At 46.5% G+C, this 21,146-nt stretch carries 19 protein-coding genes; 14 read left to right on the plus strand and 5 right to left on the minus strand.

What is annotated here, in order from left to right; translation table 11 throughout:
* Positions 1 to 222 precede the first annotated feature (222 nt).
* From Q5691_RS03425 to proC, 6 genes are all read left to right on the plus strand, one after another.
* A complete protein-coding gene (locus tag Q5691_RS03425; protein WP_333211849.1) occupies positions 223 to 1,218 on the plus strand; it encodes an energy-coupling factor transporter transmembrane protein EcfT in 996 nt (331 codons plus the stop codon).
* A gap of 165 nt (positions 1,219 to 1,383) precedes the next feature.
* Positions 1,384 to 1,842, plus strand: coding sequence for a holo-ACP synthase (gene acpS, locus Q5691_RS03430; RefSeq protein ID WP_333211847.1), 459 nt, complete (start codon positions 1,384 to 1,386; stop codon positions 1,840 to 1,842).
* A gap of 42 nt (positions 1,843 to 1,884) precedes the next feature.
* Positions 1,885 to 2,154: a transcriptional coactivator PipX gene (pipX, locus tag Q5691_RS03435; RefSeq protein ID WP_333058020.1), complete on the plus strand. Its 270-nt coding sequence runs from the start codon at positions 1,885 to 1,887 to the stop codon at positions 2,152 to 2,154.
* Positions 2,155 to 2,226: 72 nt separating this feature from the next.
* Positions 2,227 to 2,892 carry a YggS family pyridoxal phosphate-dependent enzyme gene (locus Q5691_RS03440; protein ID WP_333211845.1) on the plus strand — a complete coding sequence of 222 codons (666 nt, stop codon included), beginning with the start codon at positions 2,227 to 2,229 and terminating at the stop codon, positions 2,890 to 2,892.
* Between the two features lie 117 nt (positions 2,893 to 3,009).
* The gene (locus Q5691_RS03445; RefSeq protein WP_333080778.1) at positions 3,010 to 3,627 is read left to right on the plus strand and encodes a cell division protein SepF; all 618 of its coding nucleotides are present in this window, start codon (positions 3,010 to 3,012) and stop codon (positions 3,625 to 3,627) included.
* Between the two features lie 200 nt (positions 3,628 to 3,827).
* Entirely contained in the window at positions 3,828 to 4,673 is an 846-nt protein-coding gene (gene proC, locus Q5691_RS03450) for a pyrroline-5-carboxylate reductase (protein WP_333211844.1), read from the plus strand.
* A gap of 36 nt (positions 4,674 to 4,709) precedes the next feature.
* Here the strand turns inward: proC and Q5691_RS03455 are convergent, their stop codons facing one another.
* From Q5691_RS03455 to Q5691_RS03475, 5 genes are all read right to left on the minus strand, one after another.
* Complete coding sequence (locus Q5691_RS03455) at positions 4,710 to 7,121, minus strand: bifunctional serine/threonine-protein kinase/ABC transporter substrate-binding protein (RefSeq protein ID WP_333343910.1); 2,412 nt, start codon at positions 7,119 to 7,121, stop codon at positions 4,710 to 4,712.
* 174 nt (positions 7,122 to 7,295) lie between these two features.
* Complete coding sequence (gene plsY / locus Q5691_RS03460; RefSeq protein ID WP_333343911.1) at positions 7,296 to 7,976, minus strand: glycerol-3-phosphate 1-O-acyltransferase PlsY; 681 nt, start codon at positions 7,974 to 7,976, stop codon at positions 7,296 to 7,298.
* A 115-nt stretch (positions 7,977 to 8,091) separates the two neighbouring features.
* Complete coding sequence (locus Q5691_RS03465) at positions 8,092 to 9,423, minus strand: DUF3086 domain-containing protein (protein ID WP_333343912.1); 1,332 nt, start codon at positions 9,421 to 9,423, stop codon at positions 8,092 to 8,094.
* Between the two features lie 59 nt (positions 9,424 to 9,482).
* Positions 9,483 to 9,875: a DUF3119 family protein gene (locus Q5691_RS03470; protein WP_333226993.1), complete on the minus strand. Its 393-nt coding sequence runs from the start codon at positions 9,873 to 9,875 to the stop codon at positions 9,483 to 9,485.
* A 63-nt stretch (positions 9,876 to 9,938) separates the two neighbouring features.
* A complete protein-coding gene (locus Q5691_RS03475) occupies positions 9,939 to 10,733 on the minus strand; it encodes an MlaE family lipid ABC transporter permease subunit (protein ID WP_333273210.1) in 795 nt (264 codons plus the stop codon).
* A gap of 186 nt (positions 10,734 to 10,919) precedes the next feature.
* Here Q5691_RS03475 and Q5691_RS03480 point away from each other — a divergent pair, with 186 nt between their 5' ends.
* The 8 genes from Q5691_RS03480 (at position 10,920) to Q5691_RS03515 (ending at position 21,001) form a co-directional block, all read left to right on the plus strand.
* On the plus strand, positions 10,920 to 11,207 hold the full coding sequence (locus Q5691_RS03480; RefSeq protein WP_333158958.1) for a hypothetical protein: 288 nt from the start codon (positions 10,920 to 10,922) through the stop codon (positions 11,205 to 11,207).
* A gap of 253 nt (positions 11,208 to 11,460) precedes the next feature.
* Positions 11,461 to 11,904: an Hsp20/alpha crystallin family protein gene (locus Q5691_RS03485; RefSeq protein WP_333226999.1), complete on the plus strand. Its 444-nt coding sequence runs from the start codon at positions 11,461 to 11,463 to the stop codon at positions 11,902 to 11,904.
* Positions 11,905 to 12,117: 213 nt separating this feature from the next.
* Positions 12,118 to 12,480, plus strand: a complete 363-nt coding sequence (locus Q5691_RS03490) for a hypothetical protein (protein ID WP_333273207.1) — start codon at positions 12,118 to 12,120, stop codon at positions 12,478 to 12,480.
* Position 12,481: 1 nt separating this feature from the next.
* Complete coding sequence (locus Q5691_RS03495; protein WP_333343913.1) at positions 12,482 to 12,913, plus strand: hypothetical protein; 432 nt, start codon at positions 12,482 to 12,484, stop codon at positions 12,911 to 12,913.
* Positions 12,914 to 13,219: 306 nt separating this feature from the next.
* Positions 13,220 to 13,621, plus strand: coding sequence for a fasciclin domain-containing protein (locus Q5691_RS03500; RefSeq protein ID WP_006634220.1), 402 nt, complete (start codon positions 13,220 to 13,222; stop codon positions 13,619 to 13,621).
* Between the two features lie 329 nt (positions 13,622 to 13,950).
* Positions 13,951 to 19,053 carry a PAS domain S-box protein gene (locus Q5691_RS03505; protein WP_333343918.1) on the plus strand — a complete coding sequence of 1,701 codons (5,103 nt, stop codon included), beginning with the start codon at positions 13,951 to 13,953 and terminating at the stop codon, positions 19,051 to 19,053.
* A gap of 316 nt (positions 19,054 to 19,369) precedes the next feature.
* The gene (locus Q5691_RS03510; RefSeq protein ID WP_015178453.1) at positions 19,370 to 19,597 is read left to right on the plus strand and encodes a hypothetical protein; all 228 of its coding nucleotides are present in this window, start codon (positions 19,370 to 19,372) and stop codon (positions 19,595 to 19,597) included.
* A 318-nt stretch (positions 19,598 to 19,915) separates the two neighbouring features.
* Positions 19,916 to 21,001 carry an amino acid ABC transporter substrate-binding protein gene (locus Q5691_RS03515; RefSeq protein ID WP_333227006.1) on the plus strand — a complete coding sequence of 362 codons (1,086 nt, stop codon included), beginning with the start codon at positions 19,916 to 19,918 and terminating at the stop codon, positions 20,999 to 21,001.
* Positions 21,002 to 21,146 lie beyond the last annotated feature (145 nt).

The following is a 21,146-nucleotide window of genomic DNA, read 5'->3' on the forward strand; positions in this document are numbered from 1 at the left end:
TCAAAAATCAATAAATCAATCCCTCAATCAATAAATCAATCCCTCAATCCCTCAATCCCTCAATCCCTCAATCCCTCAATCAATCCCTCAATCAATCCCTCAATCAATCCCTCAATCAATCCCTCAATCAATCCCTCAATCAATCAATCCCTCAATCAATCAATCAATCAATCAATCAATCTAAAATCTAAAATCTAAAATCTAAAATCTAAAATCGACAAGATGGACTTACTTCGATCGCTCCCCATAGGACTTTACCTAGAACAACCAGTAACCTGGCTTCACCGGCTAGACTCCCGCGTAAAATTAGCTTGGTTGATGACATTTCTGATTGCACCCATACTCGCCAATCCCATCTGGCGGTTGATGCTAGTAGGAATGTTAATCGTACTCACACTAACAGCAGCAATTCCCTGGCGCGTGTGGAAACAGCAAATGGGAATGCTGCTGCTATTCTGCCTATTAGTATTTTGCCTCAGCGCGATCGCCCCCGACGGACTCCCCGCAGAACACCAGCCCCGCATCCCCGCCGACGAATTAGCCTTTTCCCAACAGCCGGCAACCCTTTCGCCCCCTCAAAAGCCCAAACCCTGGTACCAATCTTTTAACTTAGGCTCAAACTCCCCAATCCCCAATCCCAAAGCCCAAAACTCAAATCAACTCCCCCAACCCACAAACTACCGTTACGTTGTATTCAAACAAGGCCCGATTAAAATCACTCGCAAATCCCTAGATTTAGCTATCAACGTCAGCACCCTATTTTTCACAGTAATTTACAGCACCAACCTCTACCTTCTCACCACAGCCAGCGAAGAAATTACCGCCGCCCTTGAAAACTTAATGCAGCCCTTGCGCCGCTTGAACTGGCCTATTACCGAAATAGCCTTAACATTAACCTTATCTTTGCGATTCATTCCCCTAGTATTGGAAGAAATACAAAATTTAGTGCGATCGGTCAGAACCAGAGCGATAAACTGGAAAAAACTCGGATTTCGCAGCGCAGCTCAAGTGTGGTTGATGATAGCAGAGCGGCTGTTAGAAAACTTGCTCCTGCGAGCTGAACAAATTGCCAGCGCCATGAAAGTTCGCGGCTTCACCAGTCCCGATCGACACCGGGTAGAATGGCACCAGTTGCAATTGAAAATCCGAGACTGGATCGCCCTCGGCTGCTTGCTCGTCCTCTGGAGCGCCCGCTTCGTTTGGGGCTGGGACAGTTGAGATTTTAGATTTTAGATTTTAGATTTTAGATTGAATAATATTGAAGAATTGGGAATGACTGATTCGAGCGGGGTTTGGAACACCGGCCTAGATTTGAGTAAGTTTTGTCTGGTGCGCGACAGTCCTGCTAAAGTAATGGAGACAAATATTTAGAGAACCAAGACCTTGAACATCTATCTTGGGACAGATATTGTATATGTTCCGCGCATACAAGCCGCATTAGATCGGTTTGGTGATCGCTTCCTCGAAAAAGTTTACACGCCCGCCGAACAAAGGGATTGCGGGCAACTAAATTCTCAACACAGCAGCATTAAAGGTAAAATGAATCGAGTTTCCTGCAACCAGCTAGCGGGGCGCTGGGCAGCAAAAGAAGCCGTTGTCAAAGCTCTAGGCACGGGATGGCGGGGAATACGGTATGCAGATGTGGAAATTCGGCGCTCCGAAAACGGTGCTCCCAATGTGCAACTGCACGGAACCGCAGCAGCACAAGCCTCTGTTTGGGGAAATTGCCAGTGGCAATTAAGCCTCAGCCACGACGGAGACTACTGCACGGCTACGGCGATCGCCCTTTGTAGCCCGCCGTCAAACAACACCGTCGGGCGATCGAGCGAAACTAAAATCTAAAATCTAAATCTTTAATCTAAAATTGATCGATTGTGAGCGTGAATGACTACCGAAACTTACCTGAATCATCCAAACTTTGGCCTCCTCTTCAGGGTATCCCAGGTTGAAGACAGCCAAGAATTATTTACCACCCTATACGCCCAGCGCCTGTTTTTTTTGGTGACAAACGGCCCTGGCGGGCTGAGATTTGAACCAATTAGCCGCTCCGACGCTCGCCTCATGGTTGAAATTCGCCTGCGAACCCTGCGTCGCAGCGGTCAATATCACGAGTACGACCAATTGCAGACCATTCACCAGCGCACATTTCAATAACGAAAATCAGTAATTTGGTAATTGGTAACTGTCTTAATTTTCCTTCCCTCCCGTCAAGAGCGTTGAGTACCCATGACCATAGCCTCTCGAATTAAAAGCATTCGCCAACACTTGCCGGACTCAGTGCGGTTAATTGCCGTTACCAAACAGGTACCGACTGATGCTATCCGCGAAGCATACGACGCCGGTATCCGGGATTTTGGCGAGAGTAAGGTTCAAGAGGCTGCCGAAAAACAAAGCCAACTGCAAGATTTACCGGATATCAACTGGCACTTGATCGGCCACTTGCAAGCCAACAAAGTCGCCAAAGCCCTAGAGCATTTCCAGTGGATTCACTCTCTCGACAATTTAAAACTCGCTCAGCGACTTTCGCGCTTGGCGGGGGAAATGTCCTCCTCTCCACAAGTCTGCCTGCAAGTCAAAATGTTGCCCGACCCGGACAAATACGGCTGGAGCGTTCCAGAACTGCTGGCCGACCTTCCAGAACTCAACAAATGTCAGCATATCAAAATTCAAGGTTTGATGACAATTCCTCCGCTGGGATTAGATGACTCGCAAATCCTCGAATTATTTAACAGCACTCGCGAACTTGCACAGAAAATCCAGCACCAAAATTTGCCCTGCATTCAAATGCAGCAGCTCTCGATGGGGATGTCGGGAGATTATCATTTGGCAATTCAAGCAGGTGCTACTATGGTACGGCTAGGACAAACCTTATTTGGCTCTAGGAGGGGATAAATAATTGAAATCTTCTGATAAAGACAATTTGGGTTAAATATAGAATAGTCAGCTACCCGCGACTAACGCGCAACGCGAGTATAGTCGGGGCAGCCAAGTCGTGAAGGAGCGTGAATCATGAATATTTTTTCTAAACTGCGAGATTTTGTAGGCATCAACAATGAGCCTGAGTACGATGACGTTTACGACGAAACGGAAGGGGAGCGCTATCAGAACTTCTACCAAGCGCCTGAACCGAACCCCGCTGCAGTCGCAGCCGCAGAAGAAGAACGTCGTCAAAATCGTAGAATGCGAGAGCGGTCAGTAGTAGGATCGACAGGTATGGATGTCGTTGCACCAACCGGCGGAGTAGGGTCAGTAATGAATAACGTGATTGGAATGCCTGGAGCTATGAACGGGATTTCGGAAGTAGTAGTAATGGAGCCGCGCACTTTTGAAGAGATGCCGGCAGCAATTCGAGCCCTTAAGGAACGGAAGTCTGTGGTTTTGAACCTGACGGTGATGGACCCAGACCAAGCGCAAAGAGCTGTGGACTTTGTGGCGGGCGGTACTTATGCCCTTGACGGTCATCAAGAGCGAATTGGCGAAAGTATTTTCTTGTTTACGCCTAGCTGCGTGCAGGTGAGAACTCAGTCTGGTGTGGTTCACGAAGTGCCTCCTGCTCAAGGACGGCCTCGTGCTGCTGCTCCTGCACCGACAGTCTGGCCGGCAGAACAAGCTCCAGTAGCTCAGTAGTTCAGTTGACAGTTGACAGTTGACAGTTGACAGTAGTCAGTGGTGAGTAGTTAGTAGTCAGTAGTCAATAGTTAACAACTAATAACTGTGGAATAAACACTGCGGATTAATAACATTAGCTAACAACTAAGTAACCAATGACAACTGACAACTGACAACTGACAACTGATAACTCAAAAGTGACAAGTGACAACTGACTAATGACAAACATAAAATTTGGTACGATCGGCGGCGGGGTAATGGGAGAAGCTCTCTTATCCCGCTTAATAGCAGAAAAAGTTTATTTGCCTTCAGAAATATTGGTGAGCGAGCCTGGGGTAAAGCGCCGCGAGTTTTTGACTGAGAAATACGGGATTGGAACAACAGCCAGCAATCTAGAAGTTGCTGTCGCTACAGAAGTGCTGTTTTTGGCAATTAAACCCCAAGTTTTTGATACGGTAGCTTTGGAGTTGGCGGTGGCGGCCGATCGCCAACAGGGAAATAATGGAGAAACGGCTAATTCCCCGCCACAAGCGCTGGTAGTGTCGATTTTGGCAGGAGTGCCACTGAGCAAGCTCGAACCAGCTTTTCCGGGGCGGGGAGTGCTGCGGGTGATGCCGAATACTCCAGCCACGGTAGGGGCGGGAATGAGCGCGATCGCTCCGGGAAAACTTGTTCAACCGGCTGATTTAGAATTGGTAAAGCGCATCTTTCAGGCCGTGGGAGAAGTGGTAGAAGTACCTGAGAGTATGCTGGATGCGGTGACTGGGCTTTCGGGTTCCGGGCCTGGTTATGTAGCAATTTTGATTGAGGCGTTGACAGATGGCGGAGTTTGTGCTGGGCTGCCACGGGCGATCGCCTCTCAATTAGCTTTACAAACAGTATTCGGTACAGCGAAGCTAATGCAAGAAACGGGAATGCACCCGGCACAATTGAAAGATCAAGTTACGAGTCCCGGCGGTACAACTATTGCGGGAATTGCTAAATTAGAGAGTAGCGGCTTTCGTTCTGCGCTAATCGAAGCCGTGAAAGCAGCTTGTTTGCGTTCTCAAGAGTTAGGTAAATAAGTCAGGAATAACGCACAGAAACCGTCAAAAACGAGTTCAATCGCACTTTAAACCTGCCGATTTTGCCGTCCGATATTTGACGGGAACAAAAGCTACACCGAACTGTTCTTTTCGACACTTGACAATATGCACTAAATCCGGTTGAAAATTTTGGCGATCGCCGTTCGCATCAAACTCAATAGTTCCTGTTGCTCCTGTGGCGCTAAAATTCGGACTCGCAATAGTTTTCTGCATCCCTTCGCGGCTCGGTTGCTGTTGCATTTCTATTGCTGTAATTAGCGTCCAAGTTGCATCGTAGGTTAAAGCTGTGCGGTGGTTGACGTTTCCTCCCCAAAGCTTTCGAGCGTTTTCGGCAAATGTGCGGTTGGGAGCAGCTAAGGGATGCCAAGAGGATGATGTCACCAGTTTCTCAAAAGACGGTAACTGGGAGGCAGTTTCTAAGGTTTTCTGGCTGTAGATGCCCCCGGTTCCCACTACCCAATTGCGAGCGCCATTGGCTTTAATAAGTGCCATCGCATTTTTGACTGCATCCGGGACATGACTCGTACTTAAGACGATCGCTGTTTTCTCGCTTCGTTCGACTTCTTGTAATGCTAGTTCAACGTTGAAATTTTTCTTACACACATTGTATTCAGTGATGCTTAAAATATTTCCTCCTGCTTGTCTAAACTGTTTTCTGAATTCTTCCCACAATGAGGAAGTAGCTTGAATCTCCGGACAGTAGAAACCCACCGCTTTTTTCTGACCTGCGTTTTCAATCAGATAGTTCTTGAAGTTTTCAGCAGTAATTTGATGTCTAGGGACAGTGCGAAAGAAAAACTTCCGAGGTTTTTCTGTTAATTGTTCCGTTGTAGTCCCAGGCGAAATTAAGACTAAATGATTTTTGTCATAAGTATCGACTGCATGCACAGTCATCTCGCTAGTATAGTGACCGACGACGCCCAATACCTCGGTTTGCTTCACGAGTGAAGAGGCCCTAGCTTTTGCTTCTGTTTTGAGGTTGGCATCGTCAGCGATAATGACTCTAATACCCTTGCCATTAATGGCTTTCCCTGCTAAAAAACCTTGACCGGGAAAGTAGTTATTGCGATCGGAATGAAACACTCCTAGGTTGACTTCTGTTTGGGCATGGGCAATGCCGCGCAACATTTCTCTAGCCAAATCAGAATTGACAGTACCTCCTTCGGTGTTGCTGATGGGAACGGCAACTGCCAGGGTGTAGTAATCAGCTTTTTGGGCGTTCAAAAGAGCATTATTCATGTAAATTAAAGTTTCTGGATCTTTGCGTTCTTCTTCGTTCCACGATTGTTTTAATAAATTAAAAGCTGATTGATGGTTTCCATTAAAAAAATCATTTACTCCCCATTGCTTTAATCGCGAAGCAGATGTTTTGATGAGAATTTCATCGCCACAACTCACAGCATCTCCCTGGATTAAGGGACAAGTTTGAGGGGTGAAAATTTTGTGTATTAAAAATGCTGCTAGCCCGAGGCATCCTGCGATCGCGATCGGCAAGCAGACTCTCAATGTATCTTGCCATTGGCGTTGAGGCTTCGGCAGCAGAGGTTGTTGTGAAGAGGGCGCAGGTGAGTGCAACGCTGTTAGCGAGATCAAATCCTGCAACACTTCAGCAACAGATTGATAGCGATCGTTAAAGTGGTAACGCACCATCTTATTTAAAACTTTTTTCAGCTTGTCGCTAATTTGTACCATCGGGCGATCGTCAGTTGAGTAGTGCCAGACGAGTTCCCCCGTTTTTTTATCATGAAAAAAGTCTTCAATATCTAACCCTGCGATCGCTTGAATGCCGATGATTCCCGCAGCATAGATATCGCTGTTAAATCTTGGTTGATTTTTCCACTGTTCGGCTGGCATATAACCCTCTGTACCAACCGCGCGAGTTTGAGTTATTTGACCGTGCTCGATCCCCAAAGTGCCGATCGCTTTTACTGCCCCAAAGTCAATTAACACAATTTTGCCGTCAAGCTTGCGCCGGATTAAGTTTGACGGTTTCAGATCGCGGTGAATAATACCTTGAGAGTGGACGCAATCTAAAACTGACAAAATATCTTGCAATAAATCAATAACTTCTGACTCCTGAAACTGCCTGAGAGATGCGAGTTCTTTGTTGAGCGGATTTCCTTCGATGTATTCTTGAATTAAGTAAAATTTTCCCTGTTCTTGAAAGCGATCGATTAACTTGGGAATCTGCGGACACTTATCGAGATAGTTCAGGGTTTTAGCTTCTTTTTCAAATTGGTGCTGTGCTTCCTCCAACAGCCGCTCATCGTTAGATTCAGGAGGCGGAATTTCCTTGACGACGCACAGGAGATTTTCGGGGCGGCCCAAAGCGTCGTTAGCCGTATAGGTTTTAGCAAACCCTCCCTCACCTAATTTAGCGATAATTCGGTAGCGATCGCGCAGAATATCCCCTGGCTTTAGGCACATAGATTCTCCGATTCCCCGACTCGATCGGTTAGTTAATATTGATTTGGCCGCATATTTTGGTACTCTCTATGAATATTTGGGCGAAATCAAGACTTGCGTTGCCAATTTTATGAAATTGGCTCTTTTTTCTACTGGTTGCAACATATATTTACAAAACAACAACAATTCTACCGCTCAATCGCTAGCTGCTGTTTCCAATTTCTCTCCAATCCTCGGTTCAGTACCATTCAACAAGCGCTGAATATTACTCCTGTGCCGCACAATTACAAATACCCCGCCCGCAATTCCAAACAATACATAAGCCAGCGGCTGATGTAAAGCAAACATCAATCCAGAAACGCTAATTGCCCCGATAATCGAACTTAAAGAGACAATTCGCGATACCGCAAATACTATCCCGAAAATTCCGAAAGTTCCCAAACCAACAGGCCAGTACAAACCTAGCAAAACTCCCAAACTCGTAGCCACTGATTTACCGCCGGTAAACCCCAGCCAAATAGATTTGCTGTGGCCCAAAACAGCCGAGAAACCCGCCAAAGTTGCCATCCAAGGGAGGACAGTTGCAGTATTTTCTAAACCTGCGGCGGTTGCTAGCTGGCTGGTAAAAGTGAGAGAGTAAATATAGCGGATTAGGACGATCGCACTTACCCCCTTCAACACATCAACCAGCAACACCCCCAACCCCGGCCACTTCCCCAAAGTCCTCAGTACGTTAGTCGCACCAGTCGAACCCGAACCAACCTCTCGAATATCAATTCCTAGCATCCATTTCCCCAAGGCGTACCCAGTCGGAATCGATCCCAGCAGATAAGCGGCTATTAGCAATGCGCCATTTAAAATTATCCAGCTAGCCATTTTTTAATTTTAGATTTCGTGTACTTTTAAAATTTTCAACCTTTCCCCTAGCATAATTAGCAATTAGCAATTACTAATTAGCAATTACCAATTACCAATTACCCATTACCCCCTATCAAAAATCCTTAGCCGCCATCAAAGTTTGCGGATCGGCAGCAAAGGCCAGCCATAACGGAAATTGCAGGATTGACAAACTAATTAAATCCTCAGTTTCATCAATGACAATTAGTGGCAATTTGCCATCTTTCACCAGTCGATCGGCTTTTTGAGCCAAAGCCTCCGCAGACTCAAACATAATAATCCCCCTTTCCGGGCCAAAATCGCTGCGAGTAATGCCCAAACAGTCCTGCAAACCCCGGCGCCACTCTCCCAAACGTTCGGGACTGTTCGCGAGCACCAAAGTCCGCACCCGCCCGCCGTAGACGCTTCTGAGTACAGAAATAATTGTCGAAGTAATCAAGATATTTTGCAAGCGCGAACCCATAGTCCGCAAAGCACCCCTTCCTCCTTGGGTGAAAAACCAGTTAGAAACTCGTTCCGCGTGGATGGGTTCAAAAGTGCGGCGAAGTTGCCAAGGCGGGCCGTAGTAGTCGGGGACAGTGCGGTATTGATCGAGGGTGCGGCGAATTTGTTTGGCTTGTTCTTGAAATCCCTGTTCGGCAAATTTGGGATTTACCGGTGCTGAGGATTGAGACTCCTCAGCAGCAGTTCGCTGTGGTGTCTCTTGCACTGGCGGTGTCAAATCTAAGAGTTCGGCGGTAGCGGCCAAATCCTGCAAACTGCCTACTAAATAGTCTTTGAAACCCTGGACTCGAATTGCTAAATCTTGGGAAACGCCGGCAAAAGTGGTTCGCATTTCCTTTTGAATTCGATCGCGCCGACGTTCGAGTTTTTCTACTTCTATTTGTAGCGCTTGTTTGCGCTGATCTAATTGAATCAAGCCGTCTTGTACCAAACGCCCGATCGAGGCTTGAGCCTGGCCCAACGCTTCTATAGCATTGGCTTTCTCGGCTTCCAATGCTGCAATTTTTTCAGTCAAAGCTTGTTCTTGCTGGTGCAATTCTTTGACTCTCTCTGCCAACTGTTCGGTAACATTGTCGGGGATGGGCGTTACCGTTTCTGCGGTTGCTGTTGGCACAGAGTCTGTTGGAAGCTCGATTTGAGCGATCGGACTTTCTGATTCGGCATCGTCGTTGTTGGGCCCAATTTGGGCGATTGCGCCTGCTTCGTCCACGAATTGGGCGATTTCGGCATCTTCCTCGTCCAACGGCGGGTTTGTTTCTGCCGGAACTTGGGCTGGCAGCTCATTTTCGTCGATCCACAAATCTTGTGTTTGAGATAGAACTTGGTACTCCGTCTCATTCACGGGTAAATTTGGTTCGCCGTCACCGCTTGGGGCGGCTGGTTGTGGTTGCGGTTCTTGGGTTGGAGATTCGTCTGAATTCATGGGAAATTTTGTTCGGCGTAGGGCACGGAAAAGTTAAAAATTAAAAATTAACAACTTTTTTAGTCTTGACGGGGACAGCGCTGTTCTAAGCAGGTCTGTAGCATTTTACGATCGAACAGAACCGGCAGAAAGTGAATGCTGTTAATTTCTTTGAAATAGAACAAAATCGGCACCGCGGGCCAAAATATCCGCCAATTTTGCCATTCTCGGTAAGGAAAGCGGCGGATTAACTTGGACGATCGATAAATGTCCAAATCTGTTGGGGTAAATTGTAGCCGGAGGGTGGCGGTTTGGTACATCAGAAACAAGCCGAACACAGAAAGCGGCAAACTCACCCACTTCTGAACGAACAGTAGCGGTAGGGCCGCCAGTACCAGGACTAGGGGAATCGCATAACTCGGAGCGAGTTCGATCGTATTTGTCGGCGCAGTCGAAGAGGCAGTTGTAGTCACGGGTTTAAATCAAGGGTAGTAAACGAATGTTGCCAATTATTCATATTTTATCTGTTTCCTAGCTTACAAGCCCTTGAGTACGCTAGAACCCGTTCCCTGAAACATCAGCCAAGTCAGGAAAAAGTTCACAATAAAAATAGCCAGTAAAGCCGTCACCACCGCCGTAGTCGTCGATTGACCGACGCCTTTTGCCCCGCCGGTGGTGGTCAAACCCCAGCTAGTGCCGATTACAGCAATCAAGCCACCGAATACAAAAGCCTTAATTGCCGCGCTGCAAATATCCCACAGACTCAGGAAATTGCGGACTGATTCTAAAAACACGCTTTGAGAGATCCCGTACATCGTCGTAGCAATCAGCAGTCCGCCGAGGATGCCGGTGACGAGACACATGATGGTTAAAATTGGCAGCATCAAGCAGCAAGCAAGGACGCGGGGAATTACTAAATAGTCGATCGGGTCTGTTCTGAGCATCAGCAGGGCATCTATCTGTTCTGTTACCTGCATCGTGCCTATTTCCGCTGCAAAAGCCGAACCTACCCGCCCCGTCACGATTACGGCTGTTAAGACGGGGCCGAGCTCGCGCGTCAAAGACAAAGCCAAAACGCCACCGACGACATTGCCTGCACCGAGGTTAATAAACTCCCTCGCTACCTGAATAGTAAATACCATGCCGACAAAACCCGCAGTCAGCAAAGCAATCAGCAGAGATTCCGGGCCGACTGCTGCCATTTGGTCGAGGGTGTTGCGGCGGTGAATTTTGCCCCTCAGCAAGTGCAGCATGACTTGGCCGCCCAATAAAGCTGCTGCCAGCAACCGCTGACTCCACAAACTGAGGCTCGAAGATGTACTGGTGCTCAAGGGGATTTCGAGTATAGAACAACTGCCAAAAATGAAATCTATCTACAAATCTTAAACAAGTTTTTTCTATAACATTTAAGATTTCTGACAGAACTGGCCACGGAGGGCGATCGCTGCCTATCGTAGAAAAGGACAAGTTTTGTTTGCTTGCACCTTTCGGCAGTTTAGCTGAATTTACTGACTCTTATGAGCATTTTTCCCAATTTTCTTCGCTCTGTACTGCTGACCAGCCTGTTGAGCTTTGTCGCCCCCTTATTGTTAATCGGCGGGGGATTGACTAGCTTTTCGCTGATTGGCTTCGTGCCTGCTCTCCAAGGAGTTGGTCGTTCTGGAGAAGACCTGATTTTGCAGTTCTTAGCTACTTTCGGCAGTGGCTGTCCCCTCCAGGGTTTTTTCGTGATCGGCCTAACTTTTAGTTTGGTGGGTGCTTTGTTTGATACCTACGCTTCTTATCAGCATTCGCGGTGGAGTTAATCGAACCTTCGATTTTAGATTTTAGATGGGAATTCCTGGCTCGAATCTAAAATCTAAAATTGCTTGGTTCGGGTTGGATCGGATCTCCGCACCCGCAATTATTTAGCAGTATCGATCGCGAATGTTCGGAAATGCGATCGGCCTTTTTGCGGAAAACCGAATCCCCATGTTTCGGGAGCTGGAATATATTAAATACAAGTTGAGTCAAGTGTTTCTCAACCCCTAAAAACTTCAGATAGTCGAGGTATTAGTTATGGCACTTATTCGTTGGGAACCTTTGCGGGAAATGGACTCCTTGCAGCGAGAAATGAATCGGTTGTTTGATAGCTTGACTCCGGCAACCGATCGCGGATCTAACGGTTCTGCTTTTCTACCCCCCGCCGAACTCGATGAAACTCCCGAAGCCATCCACCTTAAGTTAGAAATTCCGGGCATGGAAGCTAAGGATTTGGATGTACAAGTAACCGCAGAAGCTGTTGCTATCAGTGGCGAACGCCGTCAAGAAACTAAGAGTGAAGATAAAGGCATGACTCGCTCTGAGTTCCGCTACGGTTCGTTCCGCCGGGTGATTCCCCTACCGGCACGGGTTCAAAATGACAGCGTAGAAGCTGAGTACAAAAATGGAGTTTTGCACCTGAATTTGCCCAAAGCGGAAGCAGAAAAGAACCGCGTGGTTAAAGTGCAAATCGGCGGCTAATAATTGTTGGCTAATTGCTGATAGATAGGGCGTGCGGTGCGCGCCCTATTTGTTTTGGGTATTGGCCAAACAGGGCATTGGGCATTGGGAGTTTGAGGAAGGATTCTTCCTTCTTCGATATCCATCGATCCATCCATCCGTTACATCCCGTACATTGCTCGTTGTCAAACTTCCTTTTTCCCATTTTCCACCTGTGCTAAACTCCAATAAGCAATGGTTGGTGAGGAGACTTGCGTGCCGAGTCAGGGAGTGGGAGCAAATGGAATTGCATCTGAGTTTGGAGACTTAACCGGGATGACTCGCCAAGAAGTCGATGATTTTTTTCGCGGATTGGGTGCAGAAATCAGAACTACTGAAGGGGGTTATCTTGAATACGAATTTGCCGATCGTTCGCGAGTCAATATCCGTCCTGATGGTGAAGTTGTACGCACCCCAGCTCCCAGATACGGTTCAGATGGCCGAAAAATAAACAAAGGTTTGCGTCTTGACAAAGATGGCAGTTTGGTCAAAACAAGCGATGAATTTGGCAATAATATTCCTGGGACGCACAATACTGGAGAAAAAGTGAGTAATTAATATGCCCGATGACTACAACTTGCTTAATTTAGGTGGACTTACATCCCTCATCACCAATGTCAATGTGTCTTTGTGGGGGAATGAAATTTTATTTGAATGTATTTACGATCCGACAGGCGATCGATTGCCTTATAGCATAGTATTTCATGACTGCAGAGACATCAGTTGGGAGGTGTTCCATCCTGAAGATGTCAAAGATCCTGAAGCTGATTTGATTGGTTTTCATTTAGGTGAAAACGCGCACCGGAAAGCAGCTTTGATTCATACGGATATTTTTGAAGTTTTAATTTTGTACGGCAGTTTTAGCATTCACAAGGGAGAAAACCTAAAGGCTGAAGTAGAAGATTTAGAAACAGAGAATTGGGGTATCACAATCGCCAGCAGTAATGTACCAATTGTAAACCCCCCCCCCGTTAAATTCCCAAGCGGTTAGTAATATTATATCGGGTAAAATAACTATTACAGGACTTACGCACTCCGACTCCTCGAAACTGGGTTTTTTACCTAATCTGCGGGTTTTAACGAAGTATTTTCGTACAAAACCCGGTTTCTGGGCTGCCATATGTAAGTCCTATATTATTAGGTTTGTAGTGAGGACTGAAGTCCTCCTCAAAAATGTGAGGATTGAAGTCCTGACTACAAAATAATTACCAATTTTTCAAAAAAGACAGTAGGTATTGTTGCCCGCCTCAGTTTACGATACTTAATAGAACTTTTTTCCCAGATGAGGTAAAACACAATGCCTGATATTGTTGATATTGCCGTAGGTGCGGGTTCGTTCCAAACCCTCGTAACAGCCGTGCAAGTAGCTAATTTAGTAGATGCGCTCAAAAGTCCGGGCCCTTTCACTGTCTTTGCACCCACTGACGATGCTTTTGCCAAATTGCCACCGGGAACTATCACCACCCTAGTGCAGAACGTTCCCCAACTGACTAGGATTTTGATGTTTCACGTCGTATCGGGGAAGTTTATGAAAGCTGATTTGGCAAAACTCGGTTTTGTTACTTCCTTGGAAGGTTCGCCGATTAAAATTGATTGTTCTGACGGTTTTGAGGTGAAAAATGCTACAGTTGTCGCTGCGGATATCGAAGCTGATAACGGCGTGATCCATGTGATCGATAATGTGATTTTAATGGGCTAGTTTCACCGTCCATTGATTTTCGATTTTCGATTTTTGATTGACTCTACAGATGAATTTGAGGGTTTGAACTTTGGTCTAATTTTTTTTTGTTTAAGCCACGGAAGTCTGGATATTGCATCTATCTTTAGGTGTGATGTTAAGTCGCAGCGGGAGCGAGAGCTTGCATTGAGCAGTGTCTCTTTGCTCCCGATCGCGCCTTGGTTTTTTAGCGCGTGAAGGTAATATAAATATAAAACGTTGTCTTTTCGTCGGATATATTTTAAGATAATTGTTTACAAAAATTTGAAAATCAATAATTATAATATAAGCAAACCAGTGTGGTGAGCACTATGCAAATCCTAGCCGCCAGCCTCAAAGCACAAGTCCGCCAGCGTACCTTGGAACTGCAAGTTCTCAACGAACTTACTGCAAAAGTTCAAACCAGTCTCAGTGCTGATGAAATTTGGTCTGCGTGTCTGGCATATCTCGATCGCCTGATTCCTGGCGCGGCGATCGCCATTTTGACCCTACCGGACGATCGACTATACCTGCAACACTTACAGCCCTTAACTGCTAGCACCCGATCCGAAATGGAAGGGCGGTTGCAAGCTGCTCGCGCTGAATGGCTTGCTGGCAATCGGGACTGGGCGCACAACATGGCTCCGGCACCAATGGCTCAGTTTCAGTCGCTCTTGATGGCACCAGCCAACCCGGATGAAACTGAGGAATTATTGGGAGTATTTTTCATTGGTGCAGAGCAGGCAAATGTTTTTAATTTGGAACACCTTTGTTTGCTCCACACAGTAGCTCAAATTTGTGCAAAAGAGTTAAATATCTTAGCATCTAAACCGACCATTGTCAAGGATACACTTCAAAATAATTGTGCTCTGGATTCGGAAAGTCAAGAACTATTGTTGCGGGCTGTAATGGAAGCTGCTGCGGACAGAGTTTTTGCTAAAAATAGAAATTTTAGATACATTTTTGTTAATCAAAGTTTTGCTGAATATGTGGGGAAAAATGTTGAGGAAATTATCGGCAAAGATGATATTGAATTAGGGTTTTCAGCCGAATTAGTATTTGGCGATCGCAACAACTCAATTAGGGGCATCCGCGAGGAAGATCGAGCTGTGCTGGCTGGGGAGAGGGTTCGCAATCCCTACCAGGCGATCGTCTTTGAAGGCGGAAAACAGCACGTCTTTGATACGCAAAAATTGCCGCTATACGATGCAGAGGGTAATATATTTGGGGTTGTGGGTTTGTCTAGAGAGATTGGTCAATTGCAAGCCACAGAGGAAGCCAGGAATCAAAGCCAAGCCAAACTGCAAAAAATTACTGCTAGCGTACCGGGTACGGTATATCAAATTGACTTACATCCAGATGGCTCGATGGCCTTCTCGTTTGTGAGCGCGGGCTGCCGAGAATTGTATGAAATAGAACCAGAGGCTGCTCAGCAGGATTTTAATGTAATTGTTGACATGATTCATCCCGAAGATCGAGATGATTTTCTTAACTCGGTGACGCTTTCTGCTGAAAATTTGCAGCCTTGGCGGTGGGAAGGAAGAATTGTCACTCCGTCAGGAAAACTTAAATGGGTGCAAGGAGCTTCCCAGCCAGAATTCCAAGCATCGGGGGAGATAGTTTACTACGGCTTGTTCACGGATATTAGCGCCCGGAAACAAGCTGAACGGAAGCTGCAACTTTATCAACAAATCTTTTTAAAATCCAACGATGCGATCGCGATCTTAGACCCCGAAGGCTATTACTTAGAAACAAATCAAGCTCACACGGCTTTGCTGGGTCACAGCGCGTCAAAATTGTGGGGAAAAACGCCTGCCACTCACATGGGAGAACAGACATTTGCGTCGGTGCTGCAAAGCTTGGCCACTTCGGGGAGTTACCGAGGCGAAATGACTTGTATTAAGGCTGGGCAAATGGGAATAGTTGAGGTGGAGGTTTCGGCTTTTGCGGTTTTAAATGATGCTGGGGATGTCGTTTGTTATGTAAGTGTTAAAAGAGACATCACCGAACGCAAGCGAGCTGAGGACAAACTAAAACTTTACCGAGAAATATTTTTAAACTCCAATGATGCGATCGTCATTATCGATGCTGACGGGTTTTTCCTCGAACAAAATCTTGCTCACCAAACGCTTCTAGGATACACAGACGCGGAATTAGAAGCAGAAGCTTCGCCGCTGGTGGCGGGGGATCGCTTTTTGGCAATTGCCCAAAGTTTAGCAAAAACAGGAAGTTTTCGGGGCGAAATTACTAACTCCACTAAAAAAGGTCAGACGCTGGCGATCGACGTTGCGGCATACTCTGTGATTAACAACGCCGACGATGTAATTTGTCATGTCTGCGTCAAGCGGGACATTACCGAACGCAAAAAAGGAGAAGAAGAACGGCAAAAATTTGTGTCGCTGATTGAAAACAGCAGCGATTTTATCGGTATGGCTACCCTGAAAGGCAAAACGCTTTTTGTCAACGAAGCCGGACGAAAACTGGTGGGTGTAGAGAATCTTTCGGCTGTGCTTCATACGGAGATTTGGGATTATATTGGGCCCTATTTTCAACAGAAATTCAGTCAAGAGATTTTACCAACAATTATCAGTCATGGCCAGTGGCAAGGCGAAGGTCAAATGCAGCACTTGGGCAACGGACAACCCATTGATGTTGTGATGAATGCTTTTCTGGTCAAGCACCCTCAAACCACCGAACCGCTGTGCTTTGCTGCGGTAATTCGCGATGTCACCGAACGCAAGCAAGCTGAGAGAATGCTGCGGGAACAAGCAGAACAAGAACGGCTGGTTTCGGCGATCGCCCAGCGAGTCCGGCAGTCTCTTAACCTCACTCAAACTCTGAGCACTGCTGTACACGAAGTGCGACAGTTGCTGGCAACTGACCGCACGGTAATTTATCGTTTTGAGTCCGAGGAAACAGCGGTTGTGGTGGTGGAATCTGTAGGAGATGATTGGATGCCCCTGCTGGGCAGAAAAGTTCAAAGAACATCCTTTGGGGAAAGTTTTGTATGGCTGTACAGTGCAGGAACGATTCAAACAATGGCAGATATTTATACGGCCAATTTGAGCGAGGAACACCGAGATTTACTTGCTAGTTTGCAGGTAAGGGCTAATTTAGTTGTACCAATTTTTATAGGCGATGAAAGTCAGGGGTTGGTAGCAGAATATTCGCCGGAAACTCGCATTGAACTGCCGGAAAGGAGTTTGGAAACGAGTCAAAATCGGTTGTGGGGATTGCTGATTGCCCATCAGTGCAGCGCTCCGCGTGTTTGGACTGATTCTGAGATGGATTTGCTGGGAAGGTTGAGCGTGCAGTTGGCGATCGCCATTCAGCAATCTACTCTTTTTGAACAAGCGCAGCAGGCCCGAGAAGCAGCCCTAGAAGCATCTCGAATGAAGTCGCTATTTTTAGCAAATATGAGTCACGAAATCCGTACTCCGATGAATGGAGTGATGGGGATGACTGATTTGCTGCTGAAAACGAATCTTACTCCCGAACAGCTTGACTTTGTACAGACGCTGAAACTCAGCGGCCAAAATTTACTCTCCATCATTAACGATATTCTGGATCTCTCCAAACTGGAAGCAGGAGAAATGCGCTTAGAAACAATCGAATTCAACCTCAGTATCTGTGTGAATGAAGTGCTGGACTTGTTGGCAACTCCCGCACAAGAAAAAGGTATAGAAGTGGTGGCACTGATTGACAGCGACGTGCCGGTGCAAATTAAAGGTGATGCAGCGCGGTTGCGGCAAATTCTCACTAATTTGATCAACAATGCTATTAAGTTTACAGAAGCAGGAGAAGTAGTAATTGAGGTGGCTAATGCTAGTAATCCTGGGTTGTTGGCAGCCAGCGATAATCAGAAAATTTTAGAGAATATCGAACCGTTAAAAATAGAAAACAATGACTCGATGCTCCTGCTGTTTAAAGTCACAGATACAGGAATTGGGATTGCTCCCGAAGACAAAAAAAAGCTGTTTCAATCTTTTACTCAAGTTGATGCCTCTACGACAAGAAAATACGGTGGGACAGGTTTGGGGCTAGCTATTTCTAAGGAGTTGGTGGAATTAATGGGTGGGCAAATCGGTGTGGAAAGTACCCCTGGCCAAGGCTCGACTTTTTGGTTTACTGTGCCGACAGTTACGGAAAATTTAACCGCTGTAGGCACAGCGTGCGAAGTGAATTTTGAAACGGTGCTGGCGGGGCGAAAAATGTTAGTTGCCAGCGATAAGCCGACAGTGCGAAAAGTGCTAGTGAGAATGGCTGTTTTGTGGGGAATGGAGGTGGAGGAGGTTGAGAACGGTTGGATGACGATCGCATCTCTGTACAAAGCTGTTAGCCTTAATTCCCCTTACGATATCGTTTTGGTTGATATTCAGTTGCCGGAAATGGTGGCGGGAAGTCTCGAACGCTTGAGGATTTCTGAGCCGGCAATGCAGCAGACGCATTGGGTGGTGCTGACTTCAATGAATCAGCTTGCAGAGGCGAAACGCTTGGTAGATAGCGGTTTTAGCGGGTATTTAACTAAACCTGTGAAAGCTCACCGACTATTTGATTGCTTGGCGAATGCGATCGCCCCGATGACGCTGATTGATGAGTCGCAGGTAAATCCAACGTCCAATCGAGCCTCGGCTATTGACAACCGGGAGTTAGCAAGTTTAAAGATTTTGTTAGTTGAAGATACTCCAATCAATCAAAAAGTTGGTCTCAATCAACTCAGAGTTTTGGGATGTACTGCGGATGTAGCCAATAACGGTGCAGAGGCGCTATCTATGGTTGCCCTGAAAAAGTATGACATTGTGTTGATGGACTGTCAGATGCCGGTTTTGGACGGTTATGAAGCAACGCTGGAATTGCGCCGCCGGGAAGCGGCAGATGCTGCTGGGAAGATGGAGTCGCATCAAAAGACGGTGGTGATTGCAATGACGGCGAATGCTTTGAAGGGCGATCGGGAAAAATGTCTGGCGGCGGGCATGGACGATTATATTAGCAAACCTATTTCGATCGAAAAGTTAAAATCTGTACTAGAAAATTGGTCGGCCAAGCTAAAAATTGAAACTCCCAAGTTTAATGGCGAGGAACTTCTAAACTCTGATCCCGATATCGAATCGGTAGTCGATATGGCACGTTTGCACGAAATTTCGGGCGCTGATTTAGAGTTTGAGCGGGAAATACTGCAAGCTTTTGTGGTGGATACTGGTAGTTATTTAGAAGCTGCTAAGGGGGCGATAGCATCGGCAGATATGGAGACACTGGCCCGCCACGCTCATCAAATTAAAGGTGTCAGCGCTACGGCGGCGGTGCGGTTAATGCCCGATATGGCAGATCAGCTTCAAAGTCTGGCTGAATCTAATGATTTGGAGGGGGCTACAAAAATCATCGCTGAATTAGAAATAATTCTGGCGGGGGTTGAAAAGTTTGTGGCTACTGAGTAATCTATCAATTTTCTTTTGAACCGGGCTATCGGGCCCGATCCCGGACAGCTCTTGGCAGCCCTCGCGAGCGAGCGCGTGTAAAGATTGTTAATCTTTTATCAAGATGTTTATCTGAATGTGAAGGAATTGGGAACTCTTATAACATCTTGTGTGTTGTAACTTGTGACACTACTGCATTAAGTTATTGTGGTCAAATATAAAATAATCATTAAGCCGATCGACATGAGGGTGCTTTTCGTAGATCGGCTTGAGACACCAAGACCAGCTTTTCGCTATCCCCGCCCATTAAGTGCGTATTTACGCTCAACGAGGTTTTATGACTCCAGTCATGTTACGCCAACTTTGGTCATTAATTGAGACCACCCAAGCTACTCTGTTAGTCAATTTAGACGATGCGACCTTGGTACAGTGGCTGCTAAAGCAGTTAAAGACGAACTCTGCGCTTAATGGCAAAGAAGCAGATTTGTTGGACGAATACATCCAGTCTCGGCTTTCCCTAATCCGCGATTTAGCTGAGCAGCGGCTAGCCCCAGAGCTACTGTGAGCGGATTCAATCAAAATCGGATAAATATTCCAGGGAAAGGCGATGAGCCCTTGCGCTGGGCAGAAATAGCAGAAAAGAAACCGGGTTTCAAGGATAAATCTTAGGTTTGACGACCAGGCCTTCAGCCAGAAACCGGGTTTCTAACTCTGGGTTCCCAGTTTGCTCAAAAAAAAACAGGCGGGTAGTCGGTGCAGTTGCCGCAGTGCAGCAACGGATGCAGAACGGCTAATTTGAAACCGGAAGCTGTGTAGATCGCCGATCGCCACAGTTCTGACAGCTACAAGGTAGGATTGTCAGGAAAGCGTTCTATTAAAATTTATGCGTAAATGGGGATTTCTGCTGCTAGCAAGTGTGTTGTTTGTGGCACCGTTGGCGTCTTGTAGGGATCGATCGGCACAAACCGGACAAACAACAGCAACAACTGCGGCAGGTGGCAACTCGCAACAAGGTTCCAGCCGGATAGATACAATTGTCAGCCGCGGCAAACTGATTTGTGGCATCAGCGGCGAACTGCCGGGTTTTAGCTTTGTAGACGAAAAAGGCAAATATTCGGGACTGGACGTGGATGTGTGCAGGGCTGTCGCGGCAGCAATATTTGACGATCCCGAAAAAGTCGAGTACCGAAAACTCAACGCTAAAGATAGATTTACAGTTTTGCAGGCGGGAGAAATCGACATTCTCAGCCGAAATACTACTTACACCGCGAGTCGCGACAGCACTACCGGACTGGAATTTGCTCCGGTGATCTTTTATGACTCTCAAAGCATCATGGTCAAAAAAGACAGCGGCATCAAAAGTTTAAAAGATTTTGCGGGCAAATCTATCTGCGTGCAGACAGGTACGAGCACGGAACAAAATTTGTCCGACCAAATGCGAAGATTAGGAGTTAAATACACTCCTGTCGTGTTTGAAGATGTCAATTCTACCTTTGCCACCTATCAAGAAGGTCGCTGTCAAGGTGTTACTGCCGATCGATCGCAACTTGTTTCTAAGCGGACAACTCTGCCGAATTCCGAGAATAATGTTGTTTTGCCGATCGTGATGTCAAAAGAACCGTTAGCCCCAGCGGTGAAAAGCGGCGATCCTAAATGGTCGGACGCGGTGAGATGGATTATTTTCGCCGCGATTGAAGCTGAAGATTTGGGAATTAATTCAGGAAATGTAGACAAAATAGTGGCAAGCACTACAGATCCGAACGTCAAACGTTTGCTAGGAACAGAAGGAGATTTAGGTAAAGGTTTGGGACTCCCGAACGACTACGCTGTCCGCGTTGTTAAGAAAGTGGGGAATTACGGGGAAATCTACGATCGCAACCTCGGCCCCAAAAGTACACTTAAGTTAGAACGCGGTCAAAACAGACTCTGGAAAGATGGCGGTTTGCTTTACTCGCCGCCGTTCCGTTAATTTTAGTTAACTGTTAACAGTTGACTGTTGACTGTTGACTGTTGACTGTTGACCGTTGACTGTTGACTGTTAACAGTTAACCAACAAGATATTTTAGACAGGAAGGTACTCCGCGCCTAGCAGACTTTTAAGGTGCTTGTTAGGC

The organism is Microcoleus sp. w1-18aA5 (genome assembly GCF_036701705.1).
Taxonomy (GTDB): Bacteria; Cyanobacteriota; Cyanobacteriia; order Cyanobacteriales; family Microcoleaceae; genus Microcoleus.

Excerpts from the sequence above, each read along its gene's own strand:
- Q5691_RS03490 (WP_333273207.1), top strand. The coding sequence starts at position 12,118 with ATGGTTGGTGAGGAGACTTGCGTGCCGAGTCAGGGAGTGGGAGCAAAT.
- Q5691_RS03480 (WP_333158958.1), top strand. The coding sequence starts at position 10,920 with ATGAGCATTTTTCCCAATTTTCTTCGCTCTGTACTGCTGACCAGCCTG.
- Q5691_RS03505 (WP_333343918.1), top strand. The coding sequence starts at position 13,951 with ATGCAAATCCTAGCCGCCAGCCTCAAAGCACAAGTCCGCCAGCGTACC.
- Q5691_RS03495 (WP_333343913.1), top strand. The coding sequence starts at position 12,482 with ATGCCCGATGACTACAACTTGCTTAATTTAGGTGGACTTACATCCCTC.
- Q5691_RS03485 (WP_333226999.1), top strand. The coding sequence starts at position 11,461 with ATGGCACTTATTCGTTGGGAACCTTTGCGGGAAATGGACTCCTTGCAG.
- Q5691_RS03500 (WP_006634220.1), top strand. The coding sequence starts at position 13,220 with ATGCCTGATATTGTTGATATTGCCGTAGGTGCGGGTTCGTTCCAAACC.
- proC (WP_333211844.1), top strand. The coding sequence starts at position 3,828 with ATGACAAACATAAAATTTGGTACGATCGGCGGCGGGGTAATGGGAGAA.
- Q5691_RS03510 (WP_015178453.1), top strand. The coding sequence starts at position 19,370 with ATGACTCCAGTCATGTTACGCCAACTTTGGTCATTAATTGAGACCACC.
- Q5691_RS03455 (WP_333343910.1), bottom strand. The coding sequence starts at position 7,121 with ATGTGCCTAAAGCCAGGGGATATTCTGCGCGATCGCTACCGAATTATC.
- plsY (WP_333343911.1), bottom strand. The coding sequence starts at position 7,976 with ATGGCTAGCTGGATAATTTTAAATGGCGCATTGCTAATAGCCGCTTAT.
- Q5691_RS03515 (WP_333227006.1), top strand. The coding sequence starts at position 19,916 with ATGCGTAAATGGGGATTTCTGCTGCTAGCAAGTGTGTTGTTTGTGGCA.
- Q5691_RS03440 (WP_333211845.1), top strand. The coding sequence starts at position 2,227 with ATGACCATAGCCTCTCGAATTAAAAGCATTCGCCAACACTTGCCGGAC.
- Q5691_RS03445 (WP_333080778.1), top strand. The coding sequence starts at position 3,010 with ATGAATATTTTTTCTAAACTGCGAGATTTTGTAGGCATCAACAATGAG.
- pipX (WP_333058020.1), top strand. The coding sequence starts at position 1,885 with ATGACTACCGAAACTTACCTGAATCATCCAAACTTTGGCCTCCTCTTC.
- Q5691_RS03425 (WP_333211849.1), top strand. The coding sequence starts at position 223 with ATGGACTTACTTCGATCGCTCCCCATAGGACTTTACCTAGAACAACCA.
- Q5691_RS03465 (WP_333343912.1), bottom strand. The coding sequence starts at position 9,423 with ATGAATTCAGACGAATCTCCAACCCAAGAACCGCAACCACAACCAGCC.